Source organism: Bacillus sp. SYZHCR11 (assembly GCF_057196865.1).
Genome location: NZ_JBXUND010000001.1, coordinates 440,975 through 462,042 on the forward strand (window position 1 = coordinate 440,975; position 21,068 = coordinate 462,042).

The following is a 21,068-nucleotide window of genomic DNA, read 5'->3' on the forward strand; positions in this document are numbered from 1 at the left end:
TATTAAACCTCCTCAGCGACCGACAAGTTTTCATTTTCCAAAATATTGCTTTCCTCATCTAATCCGAAGGCAACATTCTTTTCAATCCATTTTCTTCTCGGTTCTACTTTGTCTCCCATTAATGTCGTTACACGGCGCTCTACCCGTGCCGCATCGTCGATCTTGACTCTGACGAGCGTTCGCGATTCGGGATTCATCGTCGTTTCCCAGAGCTGGTCTGCGTTCATTTCTCCCAGACCTTTATAGCGCTGGATGGTATATCCTTTGCCGACTTTCTTTAAAACGCCGTCCATTTCTTCGTCGGACCAAGCATATTCAATAATCTCTTTCTTGCCGCTTCCTTTGCTCACTTTGTAAAGAGGCGGAAGGGCGATGAAAACTTTTCCGTGCTCGATTAAAGGTTTCATATAGCGGTAGAAAAACGTTAACAGCAAGACTTGAATGTGCGCGCCGTCGGTATCCGCGTCCGTCATGATGATGATCTTGTCATAGTTGATGTCCTCTATATCAAAATCTGCGCCGACTCCTCCGCCGATCGCATGAATAATCGTATTGATTTCTTCATTTTTGAAGATGTCTGCTAGCTTTGCTTTCTCTGTGTTGATGACCTTTCCGCGAAGGGGCAGCACGGCTTGGAATTTCCGGTCTCTTCCCTGTTTTGCAGAACCTCCAGCAGAGTCTCCCTCCACCAGATACAATTCATTCTTCGCCGGATTTCTGGAACCGGCCGGTGTGAGTTTTCCGCTCAGCGTCGCTTCTGATTTTTTGCGCTTTTTGCCGCTTCTCGCTTCTTCTCTCGCTTTACGGGCCGCTTCACGGGCCTGGCTTGCTTTAATCGCTTTTTTGACAAGCAGGGTTGCCGTATCGCGGTTTTCTTCCAAGAAATAAGCAAGATTCTCAGAAATGACGGCATCCGCGGCGGATCTCGCCTCACTTGTGCCGAGCTTCCCTTTCGTCTGGCCTTCAAATTGCAGCAGTTCCTCCGGGATACGGACGGAAATGATTGCGGACAAACCTTCCCTGATATCGGCGCCTTCAAGGTTCTTGTCTTTCTCTTTTAAAAGGGCGACCTTTCGCGCATACTCGTTAAACGCTCTTGTCATTGCCGTTTTGGCTCCTGATTCGTGGGTGCCGCCGTCCTTTGTTCTGACGTTATTAACGAATGACAGCATATTTTCTGAATACCCGTCATTAAACTGAAACGCGAAATCGACTTCAATGTCATGATGCTCGCCTTCAAAGGACACCACTTCGCATAAAGCGTCTTTTTCCTCGTTTAAATAAGCGACAAATGCTTCAATTCCGTTCTCATAATAAAATACTTCTTTTACGCCTTTCCGTTCATCAATTAATTCTATTTTCAAACCTTTTAACAAGAAAGCCGATTCGCGCAGACGTTCTGACAGCGTGTCAAAATTATAAACCGTTGCGCTGAACATTGACGGATCAGGTTTAAAATGGGTAAGCGTTCCCGTTTTTTTGGTCGTTCCGATTTTTTCAAGTGAAGTCACGGGCTTGCCGCCGTTTTCAAACCGCTGTTTATAGACATATCCGTCACGCTCAATAGTAACTGTCAGCCACTCCGATAATGCGTTTACGACAGATGCGCCGACACCATGCAGACCGCCGCTTGTTTTATAGCCGCCCTGTCCGAATTTCCCCCCGGCATGCAGCACGGTGAAAATAACTTCCGGCGTCGGCTTTCCGAGCTTATGCATCCCGGTCGGCATTCCGCGTCCTCTATCCTGAACGGAGATGCTGTTGTCCTTATGTATCGTTACGATAATATGATCTCCGTAGCCGGCAAGAACTTCATCGACGGAATTGTCGACGATCTCATATACCAGATGGTGCAGGCCGCGTGCGTCCGTCGAACCGATGTACATTCCCGGTCGTTTTCTGACGGCTTCCAGGCCTTCAAGCACCTGTATGGCATCTTCGTTGTAATCAAATTGCTGTTTTCTAGCCAAACGTACAAACCCCTTTCAAAAAACCTGCTCTTAATCATTCTCTTTTTTAAATGTTTTCATGTCTTTGTTTTTCAGTATGCGCAAGCTTCGGTCCAATTCTCCTCGGACTCACAATTATAACCAATATGCTTGATTTCGCAACATATTTAAGCGAATGGCTCGTTTTTTAGGCCGCAAGACATACATTCGAACGGCTTTTCATCTTTTTGGTGCCCTTTTCGGCAGATAAGAACATGAGTTCGCTTTCTATTATATAGCTTTATGCCGGCCATCGCAAACAGACTGCAAACCCCTGTATAAAGGGGTTTCTAAAAAAGCTGTTCATGCTTTATTGTATCTGTTTCATCATCATACGCAAAGAGTATTCTTTCAATAAAAAAGCAAAAACCCCTGATTTACCAAGGATTTTTGCCTTTTTTGTTCCTATTTTATAACAGCGCGGGCGACTTTTATACATAAATCCATTACAGCCGTCCGTCCTTTGTCTGTAATCATGCGATACGCTTCATCATTTGCAAGGCCCTGCTGCGCCCAAAAAACGGGAGCGTCCGTCTGTAAAAATTCTTCAGCAACGCCGGGAAGCTGCTCAGAGCGTCTGAACACATTCACGATATCAATCGGTCCCTCCACGTCTTTTAATGAAGCAACGGCTTTAACGCCAAGCGCCTCATCAATCGTTGGGTTGACGGGAATAATTTCATACCCTTCATCCTGCATCGCTTTGGAAACCATGTAAGAAGTCCGGTCGGGACGGTCTGACAGCCCGACGACTGCGATCCGTTTGCTCCGGTCCAGAATTTCTTTAATCTCTGATTTTGAAGGATTTTGCATCTTTACCATCTCCTTTTGATATATTGTACATGACCGCTTCGCCGGAATCAAAAAAAGCGATTTGTCAGCTTAATTCTCAAAAAACTTGTCATCAGACGGTAACAACTCGTGTTAAAATAGAGTGAAGGGACATTGAAAAGGAGAAATGTAGATGTTGATTGCTTTATTGATTATTTTGGCCTATGCAATAGGCAGCATCCCGTCAGGTTTAGTCGTAGGCAAACTTGCGAAAGGGATCGATATTAGAGAACACGGAAGCGGCAATTTGGGCGCTACAAATGCTTTTCGCACGCTTGGCGTTAAAGCGGGATCTGTCGTCGTCGCAGCCGATATTTTAAAAGGCACCCTGGCCGCGGCGCTCCCATATTTACTGCACGTCCCCATTCATCCTCTTCTCGCAGGGGTGGCAGCAGTGATCGGCCATGTATTCCCCGTGTTCGCAAAGTTTAAAGGAGGCAAAGCCGTAGCCACATCAGGGGGCGTCCTGCTGTTTTATGCTCCGCTGTTATTCGTTACGATGGTTGCAGTATTTTTCGTATTTTTATTCCTTACGAAATTTGTTTCTCTGTCTTCAATGTTAACAGGGATTTATACGATTATTTACTGTCTGTTTGTAAAAGACCCTTATTTATTAATCGTAGTGACGCTCTTGACCGCGTTTGTTATCTACAGACACAGGGCAAACATCAAACGGATTATAAACAAAACAGAACCGAAGATCAAATGGTTTTGATGAAACTTCAATTTTGACATCAAAATGCCATATGCGTTTATAATAGAGATAATTTCTTTATATGAGAAACAAAAAGGGAGTGTTCCGGATGAACATGAAAGTAACGAAAGGCGCGCTGGATTGGTACAAAGAAGAGCTCGATCTGGAAACAGGCGACCACGTCCGTTTCTTTGTCCGTTACGGGGGATGCAGCAACGTTCAGAAAGGCTTTTCTCTCGGCATTTTAAAAGACCTGCCGATGAACATCGGCACCAGCACGGAAGTTGAAGGCATTACCTTTTTTATTGAAGAAAGCGACTTATGGTACTTTGATAATCACGATTTGTCAGTCACATATTCAGATCAGGCAGAAGAGCCGGTATTTGATTACGTGTAAAAAAAAGAACGCAGCGGATGCGTTCTTTTTTTTACAGCCTGAACCTTTTTAGGTGATCAGTCAGACGTTCTTTTTCTAATATGCTTCTTTGCGTTTCTCCGAGCAGGTCAAAGTGGGGAAATTCATTTTTATGGTGAATCCACTCCGGCTTCAGCCCGTACTCCGCTCCCCATCTGATCAGTTTATTGAGATCGCTTGAACCAGCCTTCGTCACGGTCTTAGCCTCCGGAAAGCGGTCGTCCAGCCAGTAATGCGTTAAAAAAGCGATTTTCCCTTCCGATACATCCCGCTTCCATCTTTCCAGTTCCTTACGCGTAATTCCAAATGCCATAAGTGCAGCCGCTCCTTATTTTTTTGCCTTTTCGTAAGCGGCATGCCAATCAGGAAAAGCCTTGCGAAACTGAATCGGTTTGAAGCTCTCTTTATCAACGCATATATGAGAGGATGTCGCTTTGATGGCAAGTTCTTGATCCGGATTATAGATGTGGTAGCCGTAAACGGTTTTAAATCCGTTATATTCTTCAATCCAAGTATGTACGACAGCCGTTTCACCGTAGCGGAGCGGCTTTTTATAAGAAATGCTGATATCCAATACAGGGGACAGCACTCCTCTATCTTCCATATCCTTGTAAAGGAATCCGAGTTCCTTAATCAGCGCCGTTCTGCCGACCTCCATCCAGACTAAGTAATTGGCATGATAGACGATGCCCATTTGATCTGTTTCCGCATAACGCACTTCTATTTCTTTTTTTGACACATGCAACGTTCTCTGCTCCCTTTTTATCAGATTAGCCCCATTTTATCACAACGAGCCGGAAAGAGAAAAAAACCAGGTTTCCCTGGTTTTTATTATGATTGATAGCCGTTTTCTCTTGCAGCCGATTCATCCTGAATTTCACTGCGGAACGATTCAATGCTTTCATTGCGTCTGGCATTCTTTTCTTGAATGCGCTGTTTTTCCTCATCTGTCGCAAATTCCATTGATTCTTTCGCTTCTTCTATATTTTCAATTGTATTCTGCACCATATCCTGCAGCTTTTCAACGTTATCGGAACGGTCATCCGGATTCGGTTTTTGATCATTGTTTGTCATAATGTCTGCTCTCCTTTGATGATGTTATTCGCCTTTCGTCTGCATGACAATCGGATGTCCGTTTGACTTGTCATGAAACTTTTCCCCTTTGTTGCGTTTATATTTAACGGGTTTTGTCCCTAAGTGGCTCGGAGCGTATTGCGGCTGGCCGTCTTTCTTGTTTATGCCCATGTTCATCCCTCCTTAAGAGTATATTTTGCAAAAGGAGGTGTAAACATGACTGCAAATTAAAGGTTATTTTTGTTTGAACCGCTGCTCCAGCTTTTCTTCAAGCTGATTCAAATATTCCGTATTGGTCATCAGCTCACGTTTATTTTCCATAACCAATTCATGAAAAGAACGTTTTCGCATTTTTTTCAATCTTCTCACCTCCGTGTTTTCATTCATTTTTTCCAATTTTTCAAAACCTAAGCCCTTCACAATAAAAAAACTGAACCTCTATTTGAGATCCAGTTTTTCTTTCATTTCTTTTTTTGTCATCGTGCCTACGCGAATGTGCTGAATGGTTCCTTTTTCGTCTAATATGTATGTTGTCGGATAAGAAAGCACGTTGAAATCCCCGTTAATTCCGCTTTTGTCAATCAGAATAGGAAAGGTCAGCTGATAATGATCAGCAAATGATTTCACAGCCTGTATATTTTTTTCAGAAGACGTAAAATTAACGGCTGCTACCGCAATATCAGGATATTCTTTCTGCAGCTCCTGCATATCCGGCATTTCCATTCGGCACGGCTTGCACCACGTCGCCCAGAAATTGAGGAGCACTTTTTTTCCTTTATAATCAGATAGGGAGATACTTTTTCCTGACAATGTATCAAGTGTAAAGTCAGGGGCTTTCATCCCTTCTTCTGTCCCTTCTTTCGGACTTTTTTGCACGGAATAAATGTTCCAGCCCGCATATACTAACAACCCGATAAGTAACATTCCGCCCAGCCATTTTGCAAGCATCTTAAGCCTCCCGCATAAAAAGAGAGAAAGCAGACTGCTTTCTCTCTTTTGTTCATTCTGCTACTGTTTCATTTTATCGCGAAGCACCATTTGTAAAATGCCGCCGTGGCGATAGTAATCAATTTCCACTTCACTGTCAAAACGGACAACGACTTCAAACGTTTTTACCGTACCGTCTTCACTGATTGCTCTGACAGTCAGCAAGTCGCGCGGACGTACAGATTCATCAACATCCACCTCGATGACTTCCTTACCGGTTAAGCCGAGTGTATCCGCGTTTTCACCCTGTTTGAACTGAAGCGGCAGCACACCCATGAAGACGAGGTTGCTTCTGTGAATTCTTTCAAAGCTTTCGGCAATAACTGTTCTGATGCCGAGCAGGTTTGTTCCTTTTGCAGCCCAGTCACGTGAAGAGCCCATTCCGTAATCTTTTCCGGCCAGGACGACAAGACCCGTTTTATCTTCTTTATACCGCATGCAGGCATCATAAATAGATGTCACTTCCCCGGTAGGCCAATGTGTTGTGTAGCCGCCTTCTGTACCCGGTGCGATTTGGTTTTTAATGCGGATATTGGCGAATGTTCCTCTCATCATGACTTCATGGTTTCCGCGGCGTGAGCCGTAAGAGTTAAAGTCACGAGGAGAAACGCCTTTTTCCTGCAGGTATTTGCCCGCCGGTGTGTCTTTTCCGATCGCTCCAGCCGGAGAAATGTGGTCAGTCGTCACGGAATCGCCGAATTTGCCGACAACGCGAAGTCCTCTTAAAGGCTCAACTTTTCCCGGCTCTACAGACATTTCCTCAAAGAACGGCGGGTTTTGAATGTAAGTGGAATCCTGGTCCCACTTATACAGCGCTTCATCCGTCGTTTCGATTTCGTTCCAGCGCTGGTTGTCGTCAAATACCGTTTCATACTCTTTGCGGAATAATTCCGGCGTAACAGTCTGTTTGACGAGAGAATTGATTTCATCCATGGACGGCCAGATGTCATCGAAATAAACATTTTGTCCGTTATTTCCGACACCGATCGGGTCCGTTTTCAGGTTGATGTTTACAGTGCCCGCCAATGCGTATGCGACAACAAGCGGCGGTGACGCAAGGTAGTTTCCTTTAACAAGCGGATGGATCCGGCCTTCAAAGTTTCTGTTACCCGACAGGACAGAAGTGATCAAGAGATCATTTTTAGCAACCGCTTCTTCAATCTCTGGAGAAAGCGGGCCGGAGTTCCCGATACATGTCGTACAGCCATACCCCACAAGGTTAAAGCCGAGCTCCTTCATGTAAGGAAGCAGACCTGAGTTGACTAAGTATCCAGTAACAACCTTAGACCCCGGTGCAAGTGAAGTCTTCACATAATTCGGCACTTTCAAGCCTAATTCTACCGCTTTTTTGGCTACCAATCCGGCACCGATTAATACATAAGGGTTTGATGTATTCGTACAGCTTGTAATAGCGGCGATTGCAATCGCCCCTGTTTTCATAACCGCATCTTCACCGCTGTTAAGTTTAAATGAAATTTCTTTGTTCTCTTCAGCAGCATCCGCTCCGAATCCTTGGTTGCCGGCCGGGCTGACAAGATGTTTTTTAAACGTTTCCTGCATAACGGAAAGCGGGATTAAATCCTGCGGACGTTTCGGGCCTGAAAGGTTCGCTTCGATTTTTGACAGATCAATTTCCACAACGTCTGTAAAAATCGGCTCTTCCGCGTCAGGCGTATAGAATAAACCGTTGCTGCGGCAGTATGCTTCCACAATATCGATCTGCTCTTCTTCACGGCCGGTCAGACGCAGGTAAGAAAGTGCTTCCTCGTCAACCGGGAAGAATCCGCAAGTCGCTCCGTATTCCGGCGCCATATTGGCAATAGTCGCCCGATCCGCAAGCGGAAGCTCAGCAACACCAGGACCGAAGAATTCAACAAATTTATTGACTACGCCTTTTTCACGCAGCACTTGAGTGACTTTCAGCGCCAAGTCAGTCGCCGTCGTTCCATTAGGCAATTTTCCGACAAGTTTCGCGCCGATGACCTCAGGAACAGGGAAATATGAAGGCTGGCCGAGCATTCCCGCTTCCGCCTCAATACCGCCGACACCCCAGCCGAGGACGCCGATTCCGTTAATCATTGTTGTATGGGAATCTGTTCCCACCAAAGTATCGGGATAGGTCACAAGTTCTCCGTCTTCCTCTTTCGTATGAACAACACTTGCCAAAAACTCAAGGTTTACCTGGTGAACGATACCTGTTGCAGGCGGAACGGCCTGATAATTGTTAAACGCTTTCTTTGCCCAGCTTAAAAATTTATAACGTTCTGCATTTCTTTCGAATTCTAAGTCCATATTAATGGCTAACGCATCTTCCGTACCGGCTTTGTCAACTTGTACGGAGTGGTCAATGACCAGGTCAACCGGAATTTCAGGATTGATTTTATCAGGGTCTCCGCCGACAGAGGCCATGGCTTTTCTTAAAGATGCCAGGTCAACTACGGCCGGAACGCCGGTAAAGTCCTGCAGAATAACCCGTGACGGTTTAAACGGCACATCGATATCTTTTAATTCAGCAGTACCCCATCTTGCTAAATTTTCAACATGTTCTTTTGTAATGACGCGTCCGTCTACCTGACGCAAAACGGATTCCAAAAGAACCTTAATAGAATAAGGAAGTTTTGAAACATTGCCGACCCCTGCGTCTTCCAATGCTTTTAATGAATAGTAGTTGTATGTTTTCCCATTTGAAGAAAATGTTTTTCTTGCTTGGAAAACGTCTTGTGTTGCGACTTTTTGCTGATTTGTCATTCTCCAAAATCCCCCTTCAATGATCAAGATCGTTCTTTAGATGAATGTTCACATTCCATCACAATTTTCTCACAATTTCATCTTAGTATAAAATCATACATAAGTAAATATCAATGTTTTTATTAAATACAATAAGATCGTCTTATGAGAATATTTTCGGTAAATTTTGTCCGATTTTCCGCCTCATACAACGGGCTGTAAAGAGCCATATTAATGTTGAGGTGATGATCATGGTAAAACGGAAAGCCAATCATGTAATTAACGGCATGAATGATGCGAAAAGCCAAGGCAAAGGCGCGGGTTATATAGAAAATGACCAGCTCGTCCTGACGGAAGAAGAACGGCAGAACAATAAAAAAAGAAAAACAAACCAATAGCCGGAACACCTTAAAAAGGAGGCTTTAACATGACAAATAAAAATACGAGTAAAGATATGCATAAAAATGCTCCGAAGGGCCATAACCCCGGCCAGCCGGAACCGCTGAGCGGAAGCAAAAAAGTGAAAAACCGCAACCATACAAGACAAAAACATAATACAAGCCACGATATGTAAAACAGACCCCGGTGTCTGTTTTTTTGTGCCATTCACCCATTTAAAGCTTCTGCATACGTTATAGCAAGGCTTTTTAATATGGAGGAATGCTTCCATGAATCACTCAAAAAACGCTGAAGAATTTGATGATACGGAAGAATGGCTGCGGCAGTTTTACGAGGACCCGTATGCTTGGTATGACGAGACGCTGCCGATCGATCTATATGAAACAAGCCGTCAATATATCATTGAAGCCGACCTGACGGCCCTGAAGCAGGTGCAGGCGATCACCGTCACTCTTTCGGGAAATGAGTTTATGCTCTCTGTTAAAACGCTTGAACGGACATTAAACAAACAAATGGTGCTTCCTTTTTATCTGAATGACAAACATATTTTCACTGATTTCACCAACCATATTCTGACCGTCTCCATGAACAAGGAGCCTAATGAGACTCCTGCCTCATTTTCCTTTCAATTTCCTCTATAACATAAAAAAGCCGCTTTCATCCCTCAATGGAAGCGGCTTTTTTGTCCGGTCATATCAGTCATATACCCTCAAAGTGAATCTCCCATGGCCAAATAGCAGAATCACTATACGATAGAATATGTTCTAGCAACCGAATTGACTGGACATCTATCATTTTTTCTATTCTTTTTTTCATGTGTTCTTCTATTCTGTCTTCGTTTACAATATGGTTAAAGTAAGGAGGAGATAGAACAATGCTAGAAGGCTGGTTTATGTGGTTTATTTTATTTTGGGTCATCGTGATGATCGGATTGCTGTCTATCGGCGGATTTTTTATGTTTCGAAAATTTTTAAAACGCTTACCGAAAGAAGACGGCCGGTCAGAACTGGATTGGCAGGACTATTATATTGAAAAAAGCAGGCACTTATGGAATGCGGGTGACAAGGCGTTTTTGGATGAATTGGTCGCTCCCGTGCCGGAGCTCTTTCGGGATGTAGCCAAAGCGAAAATCGCCGGAAAAATCGGTGAACTTTCCTTAGCGGAGGAAGCTGAACAAATAAACCGTGATTTAATCATCAGGGGTTACATACTGGCCACTCCTAAGCGTGATCATCAATTTTTAAAAAAGCATCTCCGCGAAAAACAGATTGATCTTACTCCTTATCAGGCCCTGCTCAAATAAAAAACCTTTCCGGCGGACGGAAAGGTTTTAATTCATCTGAATATCAGCGGTCTTCAGTTCATTCGAAAGTTTGCGGTAAGACATAAACATCGCGATGCGCCACGGGACAATCATTCCGAAAGCCAGAATCCAAAACATTCCGCTTAAAGCTCCGTAATCAATCGTCGTGCTCAAAATGGATTTCATAGCGATTCTGATAACCAGCAAACCAATCAGGATAAACACAAACGCTTTTGACCGTTTTAAATAGATTTCATTATTTTTAATCTCAAATTTAGATGTTTTAATCAGAAAAATAGAGAAGATCACGCCCAGCGTAATGGCCTCCAAAAATTCTTCGCCCGTCACTCTGAAAATCGGAAAAAGGAACATAAGCGCTCCCGTACTCATGAAAATCGGCGGGAGAATTATTTTTTTAGGTGAAGCGGGCTTGTCGGAGGCTTTAATCCTGACGATCATCACGGAAATGGCCATGGCCGCTGCAATAACGGATGAAATTATAATCATCATCTTTATCATTCCTTTGCTTGCACGGAGTTTGATACTATATACTATACTCCAAAAACATAAAAAAAACCAATTTGAAAAGAGAACACGTTTACGTTCCCGTTACCCGGCCTACGGCCTCCAGCACTTTAGATGCTTCAAACGGTTTAACGATAAAGTCTTTAGCGCCTAATTCAATCGCTTCCAGAACGATCCGCTGCTGCCGCATGGCGGTGCACATGATGATCCGGGCTTTCGGGTCAAAAGCTAAAATATCCTGCAGCGCCTGTATACCGTTTTTGACCGGCATGGTAATATCCATTGTCACCAGGTCGGGACGGATTTTTTGATATACTGCCAGGGCTTCCTCCCCGTCAGCCGCTTCCCCGGCCACTGTGTAATTCGCCGATTCCAGAATCTCTCTGATTTTCACCCTCATGAACTTGGCGTCATCTACAACTAAAACTCGTGTCATATTCCCCTCCACATATTTAACATTAACTAGTCTTATTGTACCAAAAACGAAAGGGTATATAATAGTTCAAAAGTTATTAATCCGTTACAGACCCGTAAATCCTCCGAAAAGATTTGACAGAACGATCAGAATGTAGCTCATCCAGTTAAAAAACAGCATAACTCCGATCAGAATCATAAGAATGCCGCCGATTTTCATGATAAGCAGCTGATGCTTGCGAATCCAATTCATTCTGGTAATAAAAAATGAAAGAATAAGAAAAGGAATCGCAAAACCGAGAACATATAAAAACATATACGGCACTGCTGAAGAAGGATTTGTATTTGCCAGCGAAAACACAGCTCCTAAAATAGGCCCGCTGCACGGCGACCAGCCGGCTGCAAACGCAAGACCGATCAGAACCGAACCGATAAACCCCTCCGGACGGCGCTTAAAGTGAATGCGCCGCTCTTTCATCATGAATTTCGGCTGAAACACACCGGCAGTAATCAGCCCGAAAAGGATCAGCATGATAGCGCCAAACTGGCGGATCGCTTCATGATATTGGGTAAAAAAACTGCCGATAAACGAAGTTCCATATCCCAATGCGATAAAAATCACGGAGAAGCCAAGCAAAAAACAAAGTGTATGCACGAGGCCACGCTTTTGCAGCATCACCTTTTCTGTTTTCACCTCGTCCATACTGACACCAGTTATGTAAGATAAAAAGGCGGGGTACAACGGCAGACAGCATGGAGAAATGAAAGACAGAAATCCGGCCCCAAACGTCAGAAAGTAATTAAAACTCACGATGACACACTCCCTTCGAGTTATGACAAAATCATTTCATTTTTTTAACACTTTCCCGAGAAGGATTACTTTTTATAGAAAAAGCTTATATAATTTAATTTGACATCGAGATATTATACTCCTTCTTATTTGAAAAACAGTATAAATGTGGATATAATAATAGCGACTCAGGTGAAAGATTTATGTATGAAAGGATATATCCCTGTGATTAGAGAGCATCTATTAAATGAAATTGAAAAAAAACGGGCAGAGCTGCTTAAAATCGTCATGACAAACGGAATGACATCAAACATTACGATAGAACTCAGCCAGGAGCTTGACCACCTTCTCATACAATACCAAAAAGAACTGCACACCGGCAGTTGGGGTGAAACATGACGCCAAAATAAAAAACCCTCTCCGGGTTTTTTATTTTTATAACCATGTATCTCTATATCATAATCTGTACGTATTATTTCGCTTGATTATTCATGGCTTTCATCATTTGATTAATTTTCTTTTGAGAAGGTTTCATTCCCATTTGCATCATCATCATGCGTAACATTTGTTCATTAATAGGCGGATTCTTTTTCAAATAGCTCATCATATATTTACGAGCAATAAAAAACCCGAGTGCAACACCTATGAGCAATGCGACAACGCCCACTAGGATGCCAACCCATAAAGTCATTTTATTTCCTCCTTCATGTTGTCTAGTTTAAAGTGTACTAAACCAAAGGCTATTATACAACATTTACATCTCTTTTTCCTCGTTTTTAGACAAAATTTCTTTCCCTGACCGGATTTAACCACCCGTAGCGCCGTGTCTTGAAATCCATTGCAAGAAAACAGGGGCTGATTTTACGCAGAATCTCAAAGAAAATCGTTTCCGCCTCATAATCTCCCGAAGCCGCAATCTCAATTAAACTGTCTTTCATCATGAAGGTGGCGCGGCCCTTTTCTCCGGGCAGTGTAAGCCGGTAAATGGAATCCAAACGGCTGTAACTCATTCGGTTTAAATGCAGCTGGAGCCGCTGATGCATATGTATCACCGGAATCGGTTCCGTTATATATTGAACTTGCTTTTCTGTCATTTGATATTCCTGGGGTGTCAGATCTGTCCAATGATAGTCTCGAAACAACTCAAACATAGCCGTTTCCCGCCCGAAGTAGTGGTTCGCAAACTCATCCTTTATCAGGTGCGTATAGTAATGACGTTCCATTTCCTCATCCCCTTTTACAGCGCTTCGTTATTGCTTTCTATTATACAAAAGGAGAAAAGAAAGAATTGTCTATTACTGTTACGCCGCCCCTTCTATTTTTGTCGCATAAACAGGAAAAAGAGGATGATTTGACTCATCCTCTTTTGTCTCGTTATTTGTTTAGAAGTTTTTTCACGCGGTCAACTACGTTTTCTGCAGTAAACCCGTATTCTTTCATAATTGTTTCTCCCGGAGCTGAAGCACCGAAACGGTCAATTGCGAGAACGTCTCCTTCAAGACCGGTAAATTTGCCCCATCCGAAGCTTGAACCCATTTCGATCGCAAGACGTTTCGTCACATTCGGAGGAAGCACGCTGTTTTTGTACTCAGCCGATTGTTTTTCAAAGCGGTCCCAGCTCGGCATGCTGACTACAGATACGTGAATGTTTTCTTCAGCCAGTTTCGCTTGAGCTTCGATCGCAAGTCCGACTTCAGAGCCTGTCGCTAAAAGAAGGGCGTCCGGTGAATCGGTTTTTGCTTTGGAAACGGTATAAGCCCCTTTTTCCACGCCCGCATACGCTTCTTCAGCCTGCTGATCAATCGTCGGCAGGTTTTGGCGTGTCAATACAAGAGCTGTCGGATGATCTTGGCTTTGAACGGCAACCTTCCATGCAGCTGCGGTTTCATTTCCGTCAGCAGGTCTGATCACAGAAAGGTTAGGAAGTGCGCGTAAAGAAGCAAGCTGCTCAATCGGTTCGTGAGTCGGCCCGTCTTCTCCTACGGCAATACTGTCATGCGTGAATACATAAGTGACAGGGAGTCCCATCAATGATGCCAGACGAATGGCAGGTCTTAAATAATCAGAGAATACAAAGAATGTGCCGCCGAATACGCGGAGGCCGCCGTGAAGCGCCATTCCGTTTAATGCAGCGCCCATCGCAAATTCACGGACACCGAACCAGAAGTTTTTCCCGGCGTAGTCTTTGGCCGTGAAGTCTCCTCCATTTTTGATTGTCGTTTTATTTGAACCCGCAAGGTCAGCAGATCCCCCGACAAAGAAAGGAATTTTCTTGGCGATCCCGTTCAGTACCTCACCTGAAGATGCGCGGGAAGCAAGGCTGCTGCCTTTTTCATAAACGGGAACTTCCTGATCCCAGTCTTTAGGAAGCTCGCCTTTCATGCCGAGTGACAGCTGTTCAGCAAGCTCAGGATATTTTTCTTTATAAGCCGCGAACAGTTCATTCCATTCCTGTTCTTTTTTCGAGCCGGCTTCTTTTACAGCTTGATTGAAATGCCCGTATACTTCTTCCGGAACATAAAAATCTTCTTCAAACGTCCAAGCATACGCTTCTTTTGTCAGCTTGCTCTCTTCTAGTCCTAACGGAGCGCCGTGAACGCCGGATGTGCCCGCACGGTTTGGAGAACCGAAACCGATCGTGGTTTTCACTTCAATCAAAGTCGGTTTTTTATCATTCTGGCGCGCTTTTTCAATTGCAGCCGTCAATTCAGCGATGTTGTTTCCGTCCTCAACATAAAGAACTTCCCAGTTCATTGCTTCAAAACGCTGCTTTACATTTTCAGAGAAAGAACGGTCTAAATCGCCGTCTAAGGAAATGTCATTAGAATCGTATAATACGATCAGGCGGCCTAATTCAAGATGGCCTGCAAGAGAAGCGGCTTCGGAAGAAATGCCTTCCATTAAATCGCCGTCTCCGCAAATACTGTATGTATAATGATCAACTACATTGAATGAATCACGGTTATATGTCTCAGCCAGATGGCGTTCTGCAATTGCCATTCCCACTGCCATTGCAATCCCCTGTCCAAGCGGCCCGGTCGTTGCGTCTACTCCGGCTGTATGCCCGAACTCCGGATGTCCCGGTGTTTTGCTTCCCCATTGACGGAACTGTTTCAAGTCTTCAATGCTGAGGTCATATCCGCTTAAATGCAGCATGCTGTATAAAAGCATTGAACCGTGGCCTGCTGATAAAACAAAGCGGTCGCGGTTAAACCAGCCCGGATTCTGCGGATTTACATTCATAAATTTCGTCCACAGCGTGTATGCCATCGGAGCGGCTCCCATCGGCATGCCCGGGTGTCCGGAATTCGCTTTTTCAATTGCGTCTATAGATAGTGTACGAATGGTGGCAACTGATTTCTTTTCAATTGTATCCATTATAATCCCCTTCCTTATTGTTGTACCTTTTCATCATAAAGCGATGCTGACTTTTTCTCAACTCTTTCAGCTTAAATTTGAGATAAACTTGTTGAAAATTGTCGTAAAGCACATCCTGATATTAGTATATACGAAAAAAGAATACGTATTGCCGTATTCTTTCTGTTTAGTGAAGATTATTTTTCTGTTGTTCTCTTTTTAATTTTTCAGGGGTGACATCGTTGCCTTCCGGATCAATCACTTTTACGCTCTTTAACGTATTTTTCATTGAGGAGCGGAATCCTTTCAAATACTCCTGGCGAAGCTTTTGCTGTTCAGCTTTTTCCTCATCCGTTATTGTGTTTGATTTAGCTTTTTGAGCCAATTCGTTAATTCTTGCGATTTTTTCTTTAGAAATCATAATAAGCTCCTTTGGTGCGTGTTGATTATATACTACTAAAACGCAGTCTTTTTTACAACTGATGCGCGTCAGCTGCCTTCTGTGTCTGCGGTATATTCCTGAAACCGCCGGTGAACCGTGGCTTTGGACACGTCATACCCGAATCCTCTTAAGGTCGCTGCGATTTCTGCAAAGGTAAGCTTGTTGGCTCTCAGCCTGATAATTTCCGAAACCGGAACCTCTTTTTTTTCTTTTCCGCTGTTTTCATGTCTGTTTTTCAGATTCCGTTCAGGCTTGTAGCCGTTTTTCACGGCTCTTTTCATTCCCCGCCGGATTTTCATATTGTGAATTTTCCTTTGATATTCCTCAACAATACTGACGATTTCAAGTACCATCGAATCAGCTTCGGAAAGCTCCAGTTCACCTTTATGAGCCGTCGTATATATTTTAACGTTCTCCCTGTAAATACAATGCAAAAGCGCAATCTTGGCGTTTCCTCTTCCCAATCTCGTTTCGTCCTGCACCAATATCGCGTCAATATGTGATTTTTTAATTTCATCAAGCATTTCAAATACTCCGTCGCGGTCCATTTCGTAACCGCTGGCTTTCTCAGAAATGACTTTCACGACTTCCATGCCGTTTGCAGCAGCGATCTCACTGAGCTCCTCTTCCTGTCTTTTTAATGACGTTTGCTGCTGTTCTTTGTTTGTGCTTACGCGGGCATAAATGAGCGCCTTCATTTCTCTCTTTCCTCTCTAATTGACAATGGCCAGCTGATATACGGCCGGATGCTTCTTCTTAACCGGTAGAATAAGTTCGTCTCCGGGCTTTATATCAGCAGTCTGGAGATGATTATTCTCCGTCACCCACTCAATGAAATCTTCTTTATTAATGTGTTTCTTTTCTGCTACATGATCCGCAAGTGACCAGAGTGTATCGCCGTCCTGAACCTTTATTTTAACATATTGGCTGAGGGACTGATCATTTCCCGCACATGAAACAAGTAAAATAGCGGCACTTAAAATCGCAGTAAACAGCCCGACAAATATGATAGATTCTTTCGCCATGTAAACAACCTCCGATAAGAATGTTTGTTCGCTTTTTATATCTTTCAGTATATACGAACAAATGTTTCTGTCAATCGTTTTTTTCGAACCTATGTTTGTACTGTCAGGAAAATCATGCTATAATCTACTTAAAATCGACGTTTTGAGGTGCGAAATATGACGAAGCTATCAAAAAGGCAGCTTGATATCCTGCGTTTTATTAAAGAAGAGGTAAAAACGAAAGGATATCCGCCTTCTGTAAGAGAGATAGGAGAAGCAGTAGGACTGGCTTCCAGTTCAACCGTGCACGGCCATTTGGCGCGGCTGGAGACAAAAGGCCTGATCAGACGGGACCCTACGAAACCGAGGGCGATTGAGGTATTGGATGAAGAAGAAGTCCATATTCCGAAAAGCCAGGTCGTAAACGTTCCGGTCATCGGGAAAGTGACGGCGGGTATTCCGATTACGGCTGTTGAAAATATCGACGAGTATTTTCCGCTTCCTGACCGGATGGTTCCTCCGGGCGAACATGTCTTTATGTTAGAAATCATGGGAGAAAGTATGATTGACGCCGGCATTTTTGACAAAGATTACGTCATTGTCAAACAGCAGAACACGGCCAATAACGGAGAAATCGTCGTAGCTATGACCGAAGATGATGAAGCGACGGTCAAGCGCTTCTATAAAGAAGACAATTATGTGCGGCTGCAGCCGGAAAATCCGACGATGGAGCCGATTATCCTGCAAAACGTAAGCATTTTGGGGAAAGTGATCGGCGTATTCAGAGCCGTCCATTAATTCTATTAAACTTCATTTATCGTAAAAAACCCCTCTGTAAGGGGTTTTTTTGCATAAAAAAAGCAGATTCGCCCTGGCTTAAGAAACGAACCTGCTAAGGAGGAAAAACTTACATTCTTATTATCCGACATCACACTTTTGAAGTCAACTAATAATGTTTCCCTCAAGAAACTTTTCATCCATTTTTCAACTTTTTATATATTTGTGCGTGATGAATTTGCTTTTTTATCTTTTCTTTGGGCGGGCACGTCAAAAATTTATGTATGAATATTTAGTACATAGTGTAATAAGTTAAATATAAATATAAAAAAACCCGCTGCCTTTAGCGAGTATCTATTTTCAATCAAAATGATAATATTCTACACCGTAGAACCCTTTAATATAGACGGGACCACAGACGTTTGAAGAACTTTCAACCAGAATCCTGTATTTGTGATACGGATCAATTGATTTTTTATCCTGGGCACTGAGGTTTAACCAGCTGCCGCTGTAGTTTTTAGAACTTAATGTATAAAAATTTCCGTTCAGCGCCATCCGCTGGAGTTTCATGCTTAAACCGCACGAAGAGTTGTTCATTATGGTGAACTTATAGCCTAAAAAGTAATCGTCGGCAGCTACAGCACCCGGATTTTCAATATGAAACTCTTTTGCGTTTCCCTCCAAAGTGAAGCTTGTTTTTGATCCGAATTCAGTGGTAGCCGCTTTAGCTGAGTGTATTCCGCTAAAACATAATAAAAAAACAGCAATACATATCCAGTATTTTTTCATTTGCATCCCCCTTTTTACATATTTTAACTTGTGAATCCTGTGATGTCTATTCACATTTTACTTTATAACCACTATATACCAGTTTAAAAATTTGCGGATTGCTTACAATGAAGACTAAACGAAATAACGAAGGTGGTTCAAATGAAACACGTAATTGCTTTCGCTTCTAAAACGGCGCTCACACTTGCTTTACTGTACATTGTTCTGGATCTTATGTACCAAGTAACCTTTTTAAACGTTCTGTTTATTACAGTGATCTTAAGTTTAATCACTTATTTTGCGGGTGATTGCATGATTCTGCCGAGAACAAGCAATTTCACAGCCGTTGCAGCTGATTTCGGAATTTCATTCATTATATTATGGATATTCCTGATGAACATTGGCGGGTTTAATGTCTCTCCTGCCGCGGCAGCGGTTATCTCTGCACTTTGCATTTCTGTTTTTGAGGCATTTTTTCACCGGTATTTGCAGCAATATGTACTTCCCGAAGATTATAAGGACACAACAGAGACGGATAGCACGCTATGGAGCTATCAAACCGAGGCGTCTGAAGAATTAGTGTCGGAAAAAGACCCTCAGGAAAAAACATAAAAAGGAGGCAATCGCCTCCTCCTCTTTTTACTTTTGCTTCTGATCGTCAAGCGGCAGCTGCAGCAGTGAGTCTGTGCCTGTCGCTTTCGGCGTTTTTCCGTCCCATTTTTCAATCCATTTATATTTGATCATTTCATCGGACATTGATTTCTTAATGATTTCGTTATAGTCAGCGATCCCTTCCGCTTCAATTTTTTTCTTTTTCGCTTCGGCTTCGGCTATTTTAATTTCAGTTTGTGTCCGTTCAAGTTCCTGTGAAGACTTCACCCTTGCATCGATGGCTTCCTGTGTGGCTTTATCCGGCTTCGGTACGCCAAGCGTCAGATCATCAATTAAAAATCCGAGACTCTTCATATCATCAGCAAATCTCTTTTGAACATCGGCAGCGGCTTCAGCAGATTTTTGCCCGTATGTGTCAATAACCGAGTATTTGCTGATTGATTTTCGCGCCGCATCCCACAGCCTTGTTTTTAAATATGTATTTTCAATCGTTTCAACGTCTACCGCCCCGAATTTGTTAAACAGATCGACTACTTTATCAGGCTGCACGACATAGTTGTAAGCGATATCCATTTCTATATTTTTACCGTCAGAGGTTGCCACTTTTATATTTTCATTATTCACTGTCTGCATACGCACCGGATATTCCGTTACTTTATTAAATAATCCGACTAAGTGCCAGCCTTGGTCCAATGTGTCGGATTTTACCCCGCCATTCGGTGAGTATACAACCCCGACATAACCGTTCGGTATTTTTTCAATGAATAGTGACGCTGTGACGCCCGCAATTAAAAGGGCTGCACCTATAATCACACCGCCGAGAATTTTTTTTGTGTTTCCGCGCTTATTTTCGCTCATGCTGATCTTCTTCCTCCCATGACTTTTTTAATTTTTTGGCTCCGCTTCCCACTTGTTTAAAGATTGGACTAAGCATCAGCCATAAACCGAATCCGATGATGACAAGAAGAATGATAGACCCGATCATCACTTTCATTTGCCCACCTCTTTTCTTTCATCCTGTCAATTATGTATACGATCTTAAGAACTTAAAGTTTCATAAATTTCAAAAGAAAAAGCCCCGCCGACAAAATAAGCGTGCTTATTAATAATTGTCACTGATAAAATCAGAAATCGTTTTTGTAAATTGGTAAAAGGTCCCGTTTTGTGCGGATGCTCTGCTTTTCAGCGTAAAGGTGTCAAATAGTGATTTTCTGAAGCCGGTGCTCATTTCGATTTGAATACTCAATCCGGATGAAGATTGATTGGCAAGGTTGTTCGGACTGACGCCTGCGTATTTATCATTTGTGCCAAGAAGAACGGCAGGATACCCGTGCCGTTTCAGCACATCGGTCAAGAGTTCGGCCCGTTCTCTGTCTGTACCGCCGATTTTTATCTTTTTATCATCACTGCCGTAACCGTGCAATGAAATGACATTAGAGTGCCCTTTCACCATTTGCACGGCCTTGGTTTCATCGAAATGCGAACTTGTCAAATGCAGAGCTGCATTACCGGCTGATTTTAACCCTTCAAATAAATATAAACTCCGGTTTTCGGCAATTTCTCTGGCTAACTCACTGGTCCCCGGCTCTATGCCTCCGCCGTGTATAGCTAATATGAGGACAGAAGGGTCATGCTCCCGCGTTGAAATGGAAAAATCGGAAGGATCTTCATTCAGCTTTAATTCCTCGAAACTGCCGTAAAGATCTGAAGCGGCATCAGCCCGAAAGAACGGCAGAAGCAAAAACGGTAAAATTAAAATTGAAATTCCTTTTTTGGTTATTGATGGCATTTGTATGTTTATGTTACAATACAAATGCTTCAGCCTTTGAAGCGAACGGCAGAACAGGGTGACTTTGGACGGTTTCTTCTGCTCTGCCTCTTTGCCGGCTGCTTTACGGTCTACTCTTCTAACCCTTTTTTCCATAACATCATCCTTTCTTTTGTTTACACTTTTGTCACAA

Annotated in this window: 31 protein-coding genes; 9 read left to right on the forward strand and 22 right to left on the reverse strand. The window is 43.2% G+C overall.

The window, feature by feature from the left end:
• Positions 1–2 precede the first annotated feature (2 nt).
• A complete protein-coding gene (gene parE / locus AC2CGA_RS01990; protein WP_003153960.1) occupies positions 3–1,970 on the reverse strand; it encodes a DNA topoisomerase IV subunit B in 1,968 nt (655 codons plus the stop codon).
• Positions 1,971–2,393: 423 nt separating this feature from the next.
• A complete protein-coding gene (locus tag AC2CGA_RS01995; protein WP_319920966.1) occupies positions 2,394–2,801 on the reverse strand; it encodes a CoA-binding protein in 408 nt (135 codons plus the stop codon).
• A gap of 151 nt (positions 2,802–2,952) precedes the next feature.
• Here AC2CGA_RS01995 and plsY point away from each other — a divergent pair, with 151 nt between their 5' ends.
• Both plsY and AC2CGA_RS02005 read left to right on the forward strand, forming a co-directional pair.
• Complete coding sequence (gene plsY / locus AC2CGA_RS02000; RefSeq protein WP_003153964.1) at positions 2,953–3,534, forward strand: glycerol-3-phosphate 1-O-acyltransferase PlsY; 582 nt, start codon at positions 2,953–2,955, stop codon at positions 3,532–3,534.
• Between the two features lie 88 nt (positions 3,535–3,622).
• On the forward strand, positions 3,623–3,910 hold the full coding sequence (locus tag AC2CGA_RS02005; RefSeq protein WP_003153966.1) for a HesB/YadR/YfhF family protein: 288 nt from the start codon (positions 3,623–3,625) through the stop codon (positions 3,908–3,910).
• A gap of 31 nt (positions 3,911–3,941) precedes the next feature.
• On the opposite strand, the gene AC2CGA_RS02010 is transcribed toward AC2CGA_RS02005, so the two are convergent.
• The 7 genes from AC2CGA_RS02010 to acnA form a co-directional block, all read right to left on the reverse strand.
• The gene (locus tag AC2CGA_RS02010; protein WP_003153968.1) at positions 3,942–4,241 is read right to left on the reverse strand and encodes a hypothetical protein; all 300 of its coding nucleotides are present in this window, start codon (positions 4,239–4,241) and stop codon (positions 3,942–3,944) included.
• A gap of 15 nt (positions 4,242–4,256) precedes the next feature.
• Entirely contained in the window at positions 4,257–4,673 is a 417-nt protein-coding gene (locus AC2CGA_RS02015; RefSeq protein WP_003153973.1) for a YbgC/FadM family acyl-CoA thioesterase, read from the reverse strand.
• Positions 4,674–4,759: 86 nt separating this feature from the next.
• Complete coding sequence (tlp, locus tag AC2CGA_RS02020) at positions 4,760–5,002, reverse strand: small acid-soluble spore protein Tlp (RefSeq protein WP_003153975.1); 243 nt, start codon at positions 5,000–5,002, stop codon at positions 4,760–4,762.
• Positions 5,003–5,026: 24 nt separating this feature from the next.
• On the reverse strand, positions 5,027–5,173 hold the full coding sequence (locus AC2CGA_RS02025) for an acid-soluble spore protein N (protein ID WP_003153977.1): 147 nt from the start codon (positions 5,171–5,173) through the stop codon (positions 5,027–5,029).
• 63 nt (positions 5,174–5,236) lie between these two features.
• Positions 5,237–5,362 carry an FbpB family small basic protein gene (locus tag AC2CGA_RS02030; protein ID WP_012117651.1) on the reverse strand — a complete coding sequence of 42 codons (126 nt, stop codon included), beginning with the start codon at positions 5,360–5,362 and terminating at the stop codon, positions 5,237–5,239.
• A 78-nt stretch (positions 5,363–5,440) separates the two neighbouring features.
• Positions 5,441–5,950, reverse strand: coding sequence for a TlpA family protein disulfide reductase (locus AC2CGA_RS02035; protein ID WP_003153980.1), 510 nt, complete (start codon positions 5,948–5,950; stop codon positions 5,441–5,443).
• Between the two features lie 60 nt (positions 5,951–6,010).
• Positions 6,011–8,737 (reverse strand): aconitate hydratase AcnA, encoded by a 2,727-nt coding sequence (acnA, locus tag AC2CGA_RS02040; protein ID WP_014305071.1) that lies wholly within the window; start codon positions 8,735–8,737, stop codon positions 6,011–6,013.
• Between the two features lie 230 nt (positions 8,738–8,967).
• On the opposite strand from acnA, the gene sspO reads away from it, so the two are divergent.
• From sspO to AC2CGA_RS02060, 4 genes are all read left to right on the forward strand, one after another.
• Complete coding sequence (gene sspO, locus AC2CGA_RS02045; protein ID WP_003153982.1) at positions 8,968–9,114, forward strand: acid-soluble spore protein SspO; 147 nt, start codon at positions 8,968–8,970, stop codon at positions 9,112–9,114.
• A 29-nt stretch (positions 9,115–9,143) separates the two neighbouring features.
• Positions 9,144–9,290 (forward strand): small acid-soluble spore protein P, encoded by a 147-nt coding sequence (locus tag AC2CGA_RS02050; RefSeq protein WP_003153984.1) that lies wholly within the window; start codon positions 9,144–9,146, stop codon positions 9,288–9,290.
• Between the two features lie 94 nt (positions 9,291–9,384).
• A complete protein-coding gene (locus AC2CGA_RS02055; RefSeq protein ID WP_003153985.1) occupies positions 9,385–9,756 on the forward strand; it encodes an Hsp20/alpha crystallin family protein in 372 nt (123 codons plus the stop codon).
• Between the two features lie 233 nt (positions 9,757–9,989).
• Positions 9,990–10,418: a DUF2621 domain-containing protein gene (locus AC2CGA_RS02060; RefSeq protein WP_003153987.1), complete on the forward strand. Its 429-nt coding sequence runs from the start codon at positions 9,990–9,992 to the stop codon at positions 10,416–10,418.
• Positions 10,419–10,445: 27 nt separating this feature from the next.
• Here AC2CGA_RS02060 and AC2CGA_RS02065 read toward each other — a convergent pair whose 3' ends face one another.
• The 3 genes from AC2CGA_RS02065 to AC2CGA_RS02075 all read right to left on the reverse strand — a co-directional run bounded on the left by AC2CGA_RS02065 (position 10,446) and on the right by AC2CGA_RS02075 (position 12,171).
• Positions 10,446–10,937 (reverse strand): CcdC family protein, encoded by a 492-nt coding sequence (locus AC2CGA_RS02065; protein ID WP_088005392.1) that lies wholly within the window; start codon positions 10,935–10,937, stop codon positions 10,446–10,448.
• 79 nt (positions 10,938–11,016) lie between these two features.
• Positions 11,017–11,379 carry a response regulator gene (locus tag AC2CGA_RS02070; RefSeq protein ID WP_007410327.1) on the reverse strand — a complete coding sequence of 121 codons (363 nt, stop codon included), beginning with the start codon at positions 11,377–11,379 and terminating at the stop codon, positions 11,017–11,019.
• 84 nt (positions 11,380–11,463) lie between these two features.
• Positions 11,464–12,171, reverse strand: coding sequence for a cytochrome c biogenesis protein CcdA (locus AC2CGA_RS02075; protein WP_088037157.1), 708 nt, complete (start codon positions 12,169–12,171; stop codon positions 11,464–11,466).
• Between the two features lie 201 nt (positions 12,172–12,372).
• Here AC2CGA_RS02075 and AC2CGA_RS02080 point away from each other — a divergent pair, with 201 nt between their 5' ends.
• The gene (locus AC2CGA_RS02080; RefSeq protein WP_012117647.1) at positions 12,373–12,546 is read left to right on the forward strand and encodes an aspartyl-phosphate phosphatase Spo0E family protein; all 174 of its coding nucleotides are present in this window, start codon (positions 12,373–12,375) and stop codon (positions 12,544–12,546) included.
• A 73-nt stretch (positions 12,547–12,619) separates the two neighbouring features.
• Here AC2CGA_RS02080 and AC2CGA_RS02085 read toward each other — a convergent pair whose 3' ends face one another.
• The 6 genes from AC2CGA_RS02085 to yneA form a co-directional block, all read right to left on the reverse strand.
• Positions 12,620–12,838 carry a YneF family protein gene (locus AC2CGA_RS02085; protein WP_003153994.1) on the reverse strand — a complete coding sequence of 73 codons (219 nt, stop codon included), beginning with the start codon at positions 12,836–12,838 and terminating at the stop codon, positions 12,620–12,622.
• A gap of 85 nt (positions 12,839–12,923) precedes the next feature.
• Entirely contained in the window at positions 12,924–13,370 is a 447-nt protein-coding gene (sirA, locus tag AC2CGA_RS02090) for a sporulation inhibitor of replication protein SirA (protein ID WP_003153995.1), read from the reverse strand.
• Positions 13,371–13,521: 151 nt separating this feature from the next.
• On the reverse strand, positions 13,522–15,525 hold the full coding sequence (gene tkt, locus AC2CGA_RS02095; protein ID WP_003153996.1) for a transketolase: 2,004 nt from the start codon (positions 15,523–15,525) through the stop codon (positions 13,522–13,524).
• A gap of 166 nt (positions 15,526–15,691) precedes the next feature.
• A complete protein-coding gene (locus AC2CGA_RS02100) occupies positions 15,692–15,925 on the reverse strand; it encodes a DUF896 domain-containing protein (protein ID WP_003153997.1) in 234 nt (77 codons plus the stop codon).
• A gap of 68 nt (positions 15,926–15,993) precedes the next feature.
• A complete protein-coding gene (locus tag AC2CGA_RS02105; RefSeq protein ID WP_003153998.1) occupies positions 15,994–16,644 on the reverse strand; it encodes a YneB family resolvase-like protein in 651 nt (216 codons plus the stop codon).
• 15 nt (positions 16,645–16,659) lie between these two features.
• Entirely contained in the window at positions 16,660–16,971 is a 312-nt protein-coding gene (gene yneA, locus AC2CGA_RS02110) for a cell division suppressor protein YneA (RefSeq protein ID WP_003154001.1), read from the reverse strand.
• Positions 16,972–17,127: 156 nt separating this feature from the next.
• On the opposite strand from yneA, the gene lexA reads away from it, so the two are divergent.
• Entirely contained in the window at positions 17,128–17,748 is a 621-nt protein-coding gene (lexA, locus tag AC2CGA_RS02115) for a transcriptional repressor LexA (RefSeq protein ID WP_003154004.1), read from the forward strand.
• A 339-nt stretch (positions 17,749–18,087) separates the two neighbouring features.
• Here the strand turns inward: lexA and AC2CGA_RS02120 are convergent, their stop codons facing one another.
• Entirely contained in the window at positions 18,088–18,516 is a 429-nt protein-coding gene (locus tag AC2CGA_RS02120; protein WP_003154006.1) for a hypothetical protein, read from the reverse strand.
• Between the two features lie 141 nt (positions 18,517–18,657).
• Between AC2CGA_RS02120 and AC2CGA_RS02125 the strand changes: the two genes are divergently transcribed.
• Positions 18,658–19,107: a YndM family protein gene (locus AC2CGA_RS02125; RefSeq protein ID WP_484480112.1), complete on the forward strand. Its 450-nt coding sequence runs from the start codon at positions 18,658–18,660 to the stop codon at positions 19,105–19,107.
• 27 nt (positions 19,108–19,134) lie between these two features.
• On the opposite strand, the gene AC2CGA_RS02130 is transcribed toward AC2CGA_RS02125, so the two are convergent.
• The 3 genes from AC2CGA_RS02130 to AC2CGA_RS02140 form a co-directional block, all read right to left on the reverse strand.
• Positions 19,135–19,965 carry a prohibitin family protein gene (locus AC2CGA_RS02130; RefSeq protein ID WP_003154011.1) on the reverse strand — a complete coding sequence of 277 codons (831 nt, stop codon included), beginning with the start codon at positions 19,963–19,965 and terminating at the stop codon, positions 19,135–19,137.
• Positions 19,952–20,101, reverse strand: a complete 150-nt coding sequence (locus tag AC2CGA_RS02135) for a hypothetical protein (RefSeq protein WP_003154013.1) — start codon at positions 20,099–20,101, stop codon at positions 19,952–19,954. Before AC2CGA_RS02135 ends, AC2CGA_RS02130 begins: the two co-directional genes overlap by 14 nt.
• A gap of 108 nt (positions 20,102–20,209) precedes the next feature.
• Positions 20,210–21,031, reverse strand: coding sequence for a poly-gamma-glutamate hydrolase family protein (locus AC2CGA_RS02140; RefSeq protein ID WP_349686175.1), 822 nt, complete (start codon positions 21,029–21,031; stop codon positions 20,210–20,212).
• Positions 21,032–21,068: the final 37 nt, after the last annotated feature.

Bases quoted from the DNA above. Each gene is read 5' to 3' on its own strand.
- AC2CGA_RS02050 (WP_003153984.1), top strand. From the start codon at position 9,144: ATGACAAATAAAAATACGAGTAAAGATATGCATAAAAATGCTCCGAAG.
- AC2CGA_RS02135 (WP_003154013.1), bottom strand. From the start codon at position 20,101: ATGAAAGTGATGATCGGGTCTATCATTCTTCTTGTCATCATCGGATTC.
- AC2CGA_RS02140 (WP_349686175.1), bottom strand. From the start codon at position 21,031: ATGGAAAAAAGGGTTAGAAGAGTAGACCGTAAAGCAGCCGGCAAAGAG.
- AC2CGA_RS02100 (WP_003153997.1), bottom strand. From the start codon at position 15,925: ATGATTTCTAAAGAAAAAATCGCAAGAATTAACGAATTGGCTCAAAAA.
- AC2CGA_RS02005 (WP_003153966.1), top strand. From the start codon at position 3,623: ATGAACATGAAAGTAACGAAAGGCGCGCTGGATTGGTACAAAGAAGAG.
- yneA (WP_003154001.1), bottom strand. From the start codon at position 16,971: ATGGCGAAAGAATCTATCATATTTGTCGGGCTGTTTACTGCGATTTTA.
- AC2CGA_RS02055 (WP_003153985.1), top strand. From the start codon at position 9,385: ATGAATCACTCAAAAAACGCTGAAGAATTTGATGATACGGAAGAATGG.
- tlp (WP_003153975.1), bottom strand. From the start codon at position 5,002: ATGACAAACAATGATCAAAAACCGAATCCGGATGACCGTTCCGATAAC.
- sspO (WP_003153982.1), top strand. From the start codon at position 8,968: ATGGTAAAACGGAAAGCCAATCATGTAATTAACGGCATGAATGATGCG.
- acnA (WP_014305071.1), bottom strand. From the start codon at position 8,737: ATGACAAATCAGCAAAAAGTCGCAACACAAGACGTTTTCCAAGCAAGA.
- AC2CGA_RS02120 (WP_003154006.1), bottom strand. From the start codon at position 18,516: ATGAAAAAATACTGGATATGTATTGCTGTTTTTTTATTATGTTTTAGC.
- AC2CGA_RS02010 (WP_003153968.1), bottom strand. From the start codon at position 4,241: ATGGCATTTGGAATTACGCGTAAGGAACTGGAAAGATGGAAGCGGGAT.
- AC2CGA_RS02105 (WP_003153998.1), bottom strand. From the start codon at position 16,644: ATGAAGGCGCTCATTTATGCCCGCGTAAGCACAAACAAAGAACAGCAG.
- AC2CGA_RS01995 (WP_319920966.1), bottom strand. From the start codon at position 2,801: ATGCAAAATCCTTCAAAATCAGAGATTAAAGAAATTCTGGACCGGAGC.
- AC2CGA_RS02070 (WP_007410327.1), bottom strand. From the start codon at position 11,379: ATGACACGAGTTTTAGTTGTAGATGACGCCAAGTTCATGAGGGTGAAA.
- AC2CGA_RS02130 (WP_003154011.1), bottom strand. From the start codon at position 19,965: ATGAGCGAAAATAAGCGCGGAAACACAAAAAAAATTCTCGGCGGTGTG.
- plsY (WP_003153964.1), top strand. From the start codon at position 2,953: ATGTTGATTGCTTTATTGATTATTTTGGCCTATGCAATAGGCAGCATC.
- AC2CGA_RS02060 (WP_003153987.1), top strand. From the start codon at position 9,990: ATGCTAGAAGGCTGGTTTATGTGGTTTATTTTATTTTGGGTCATCGTG.
- tkt (WP_003153996.1), bottom strand. From the start codon at position 15,525: ATGGATACAATTGAAAAGAAATCAGTTGCCACCATTCGTACACTATCT.
- AC2CGA_RS02025 (WP_003153977.1), bottom strand. From the start codon at position 5,173: ATGGGCATAAACAAGAAAGACGGCCAGCCGCAATACGCTCCGAGCCAC.
- AC2CGA_RS02035 (WP_003153980.1), bottom strand. From the start codon at position 5,950: ATGCTTGCAAAATGGCTGGGCGGAATGTTACTTATCGGGTTGTTAGTA.
- AC2CGA_RS02125 (WP_484480112.1), top strand. From the start codon at position 18,658: ATGAAACACGTAATTGCTTTCGCTTCTAAAACGGCGCTCACACTTGCT.
- AC2CGA_RS02065 (WP_088005392.1), bottom strand. From the start codon at position 10,937: ATGATAAAGATGATGATTATAATTTCATCCGTTATTGCAGCGGCCATG.
- AC2CGA_RS02085 (WP_003153994.1), bottom strand. From the start codon at position 12,838: ATGACTTTATGGGTTGGCATCCTAGTGGGCGTTGTCGCATTGCTCATA.
- sirA (WP_003153995.1), bottom strand. From the start codon at position 13,370: ATGGAACGTCATTACTATACGCACCTGATAAAGGATGAGTTTGCGAAC.
- lexA (WP_003154004.1), top strand. From the start codon at position 17,128: ATGACGAAGCTATCAAAAAGGCAGCTTGATATCCTGCGTTTTATTAAA.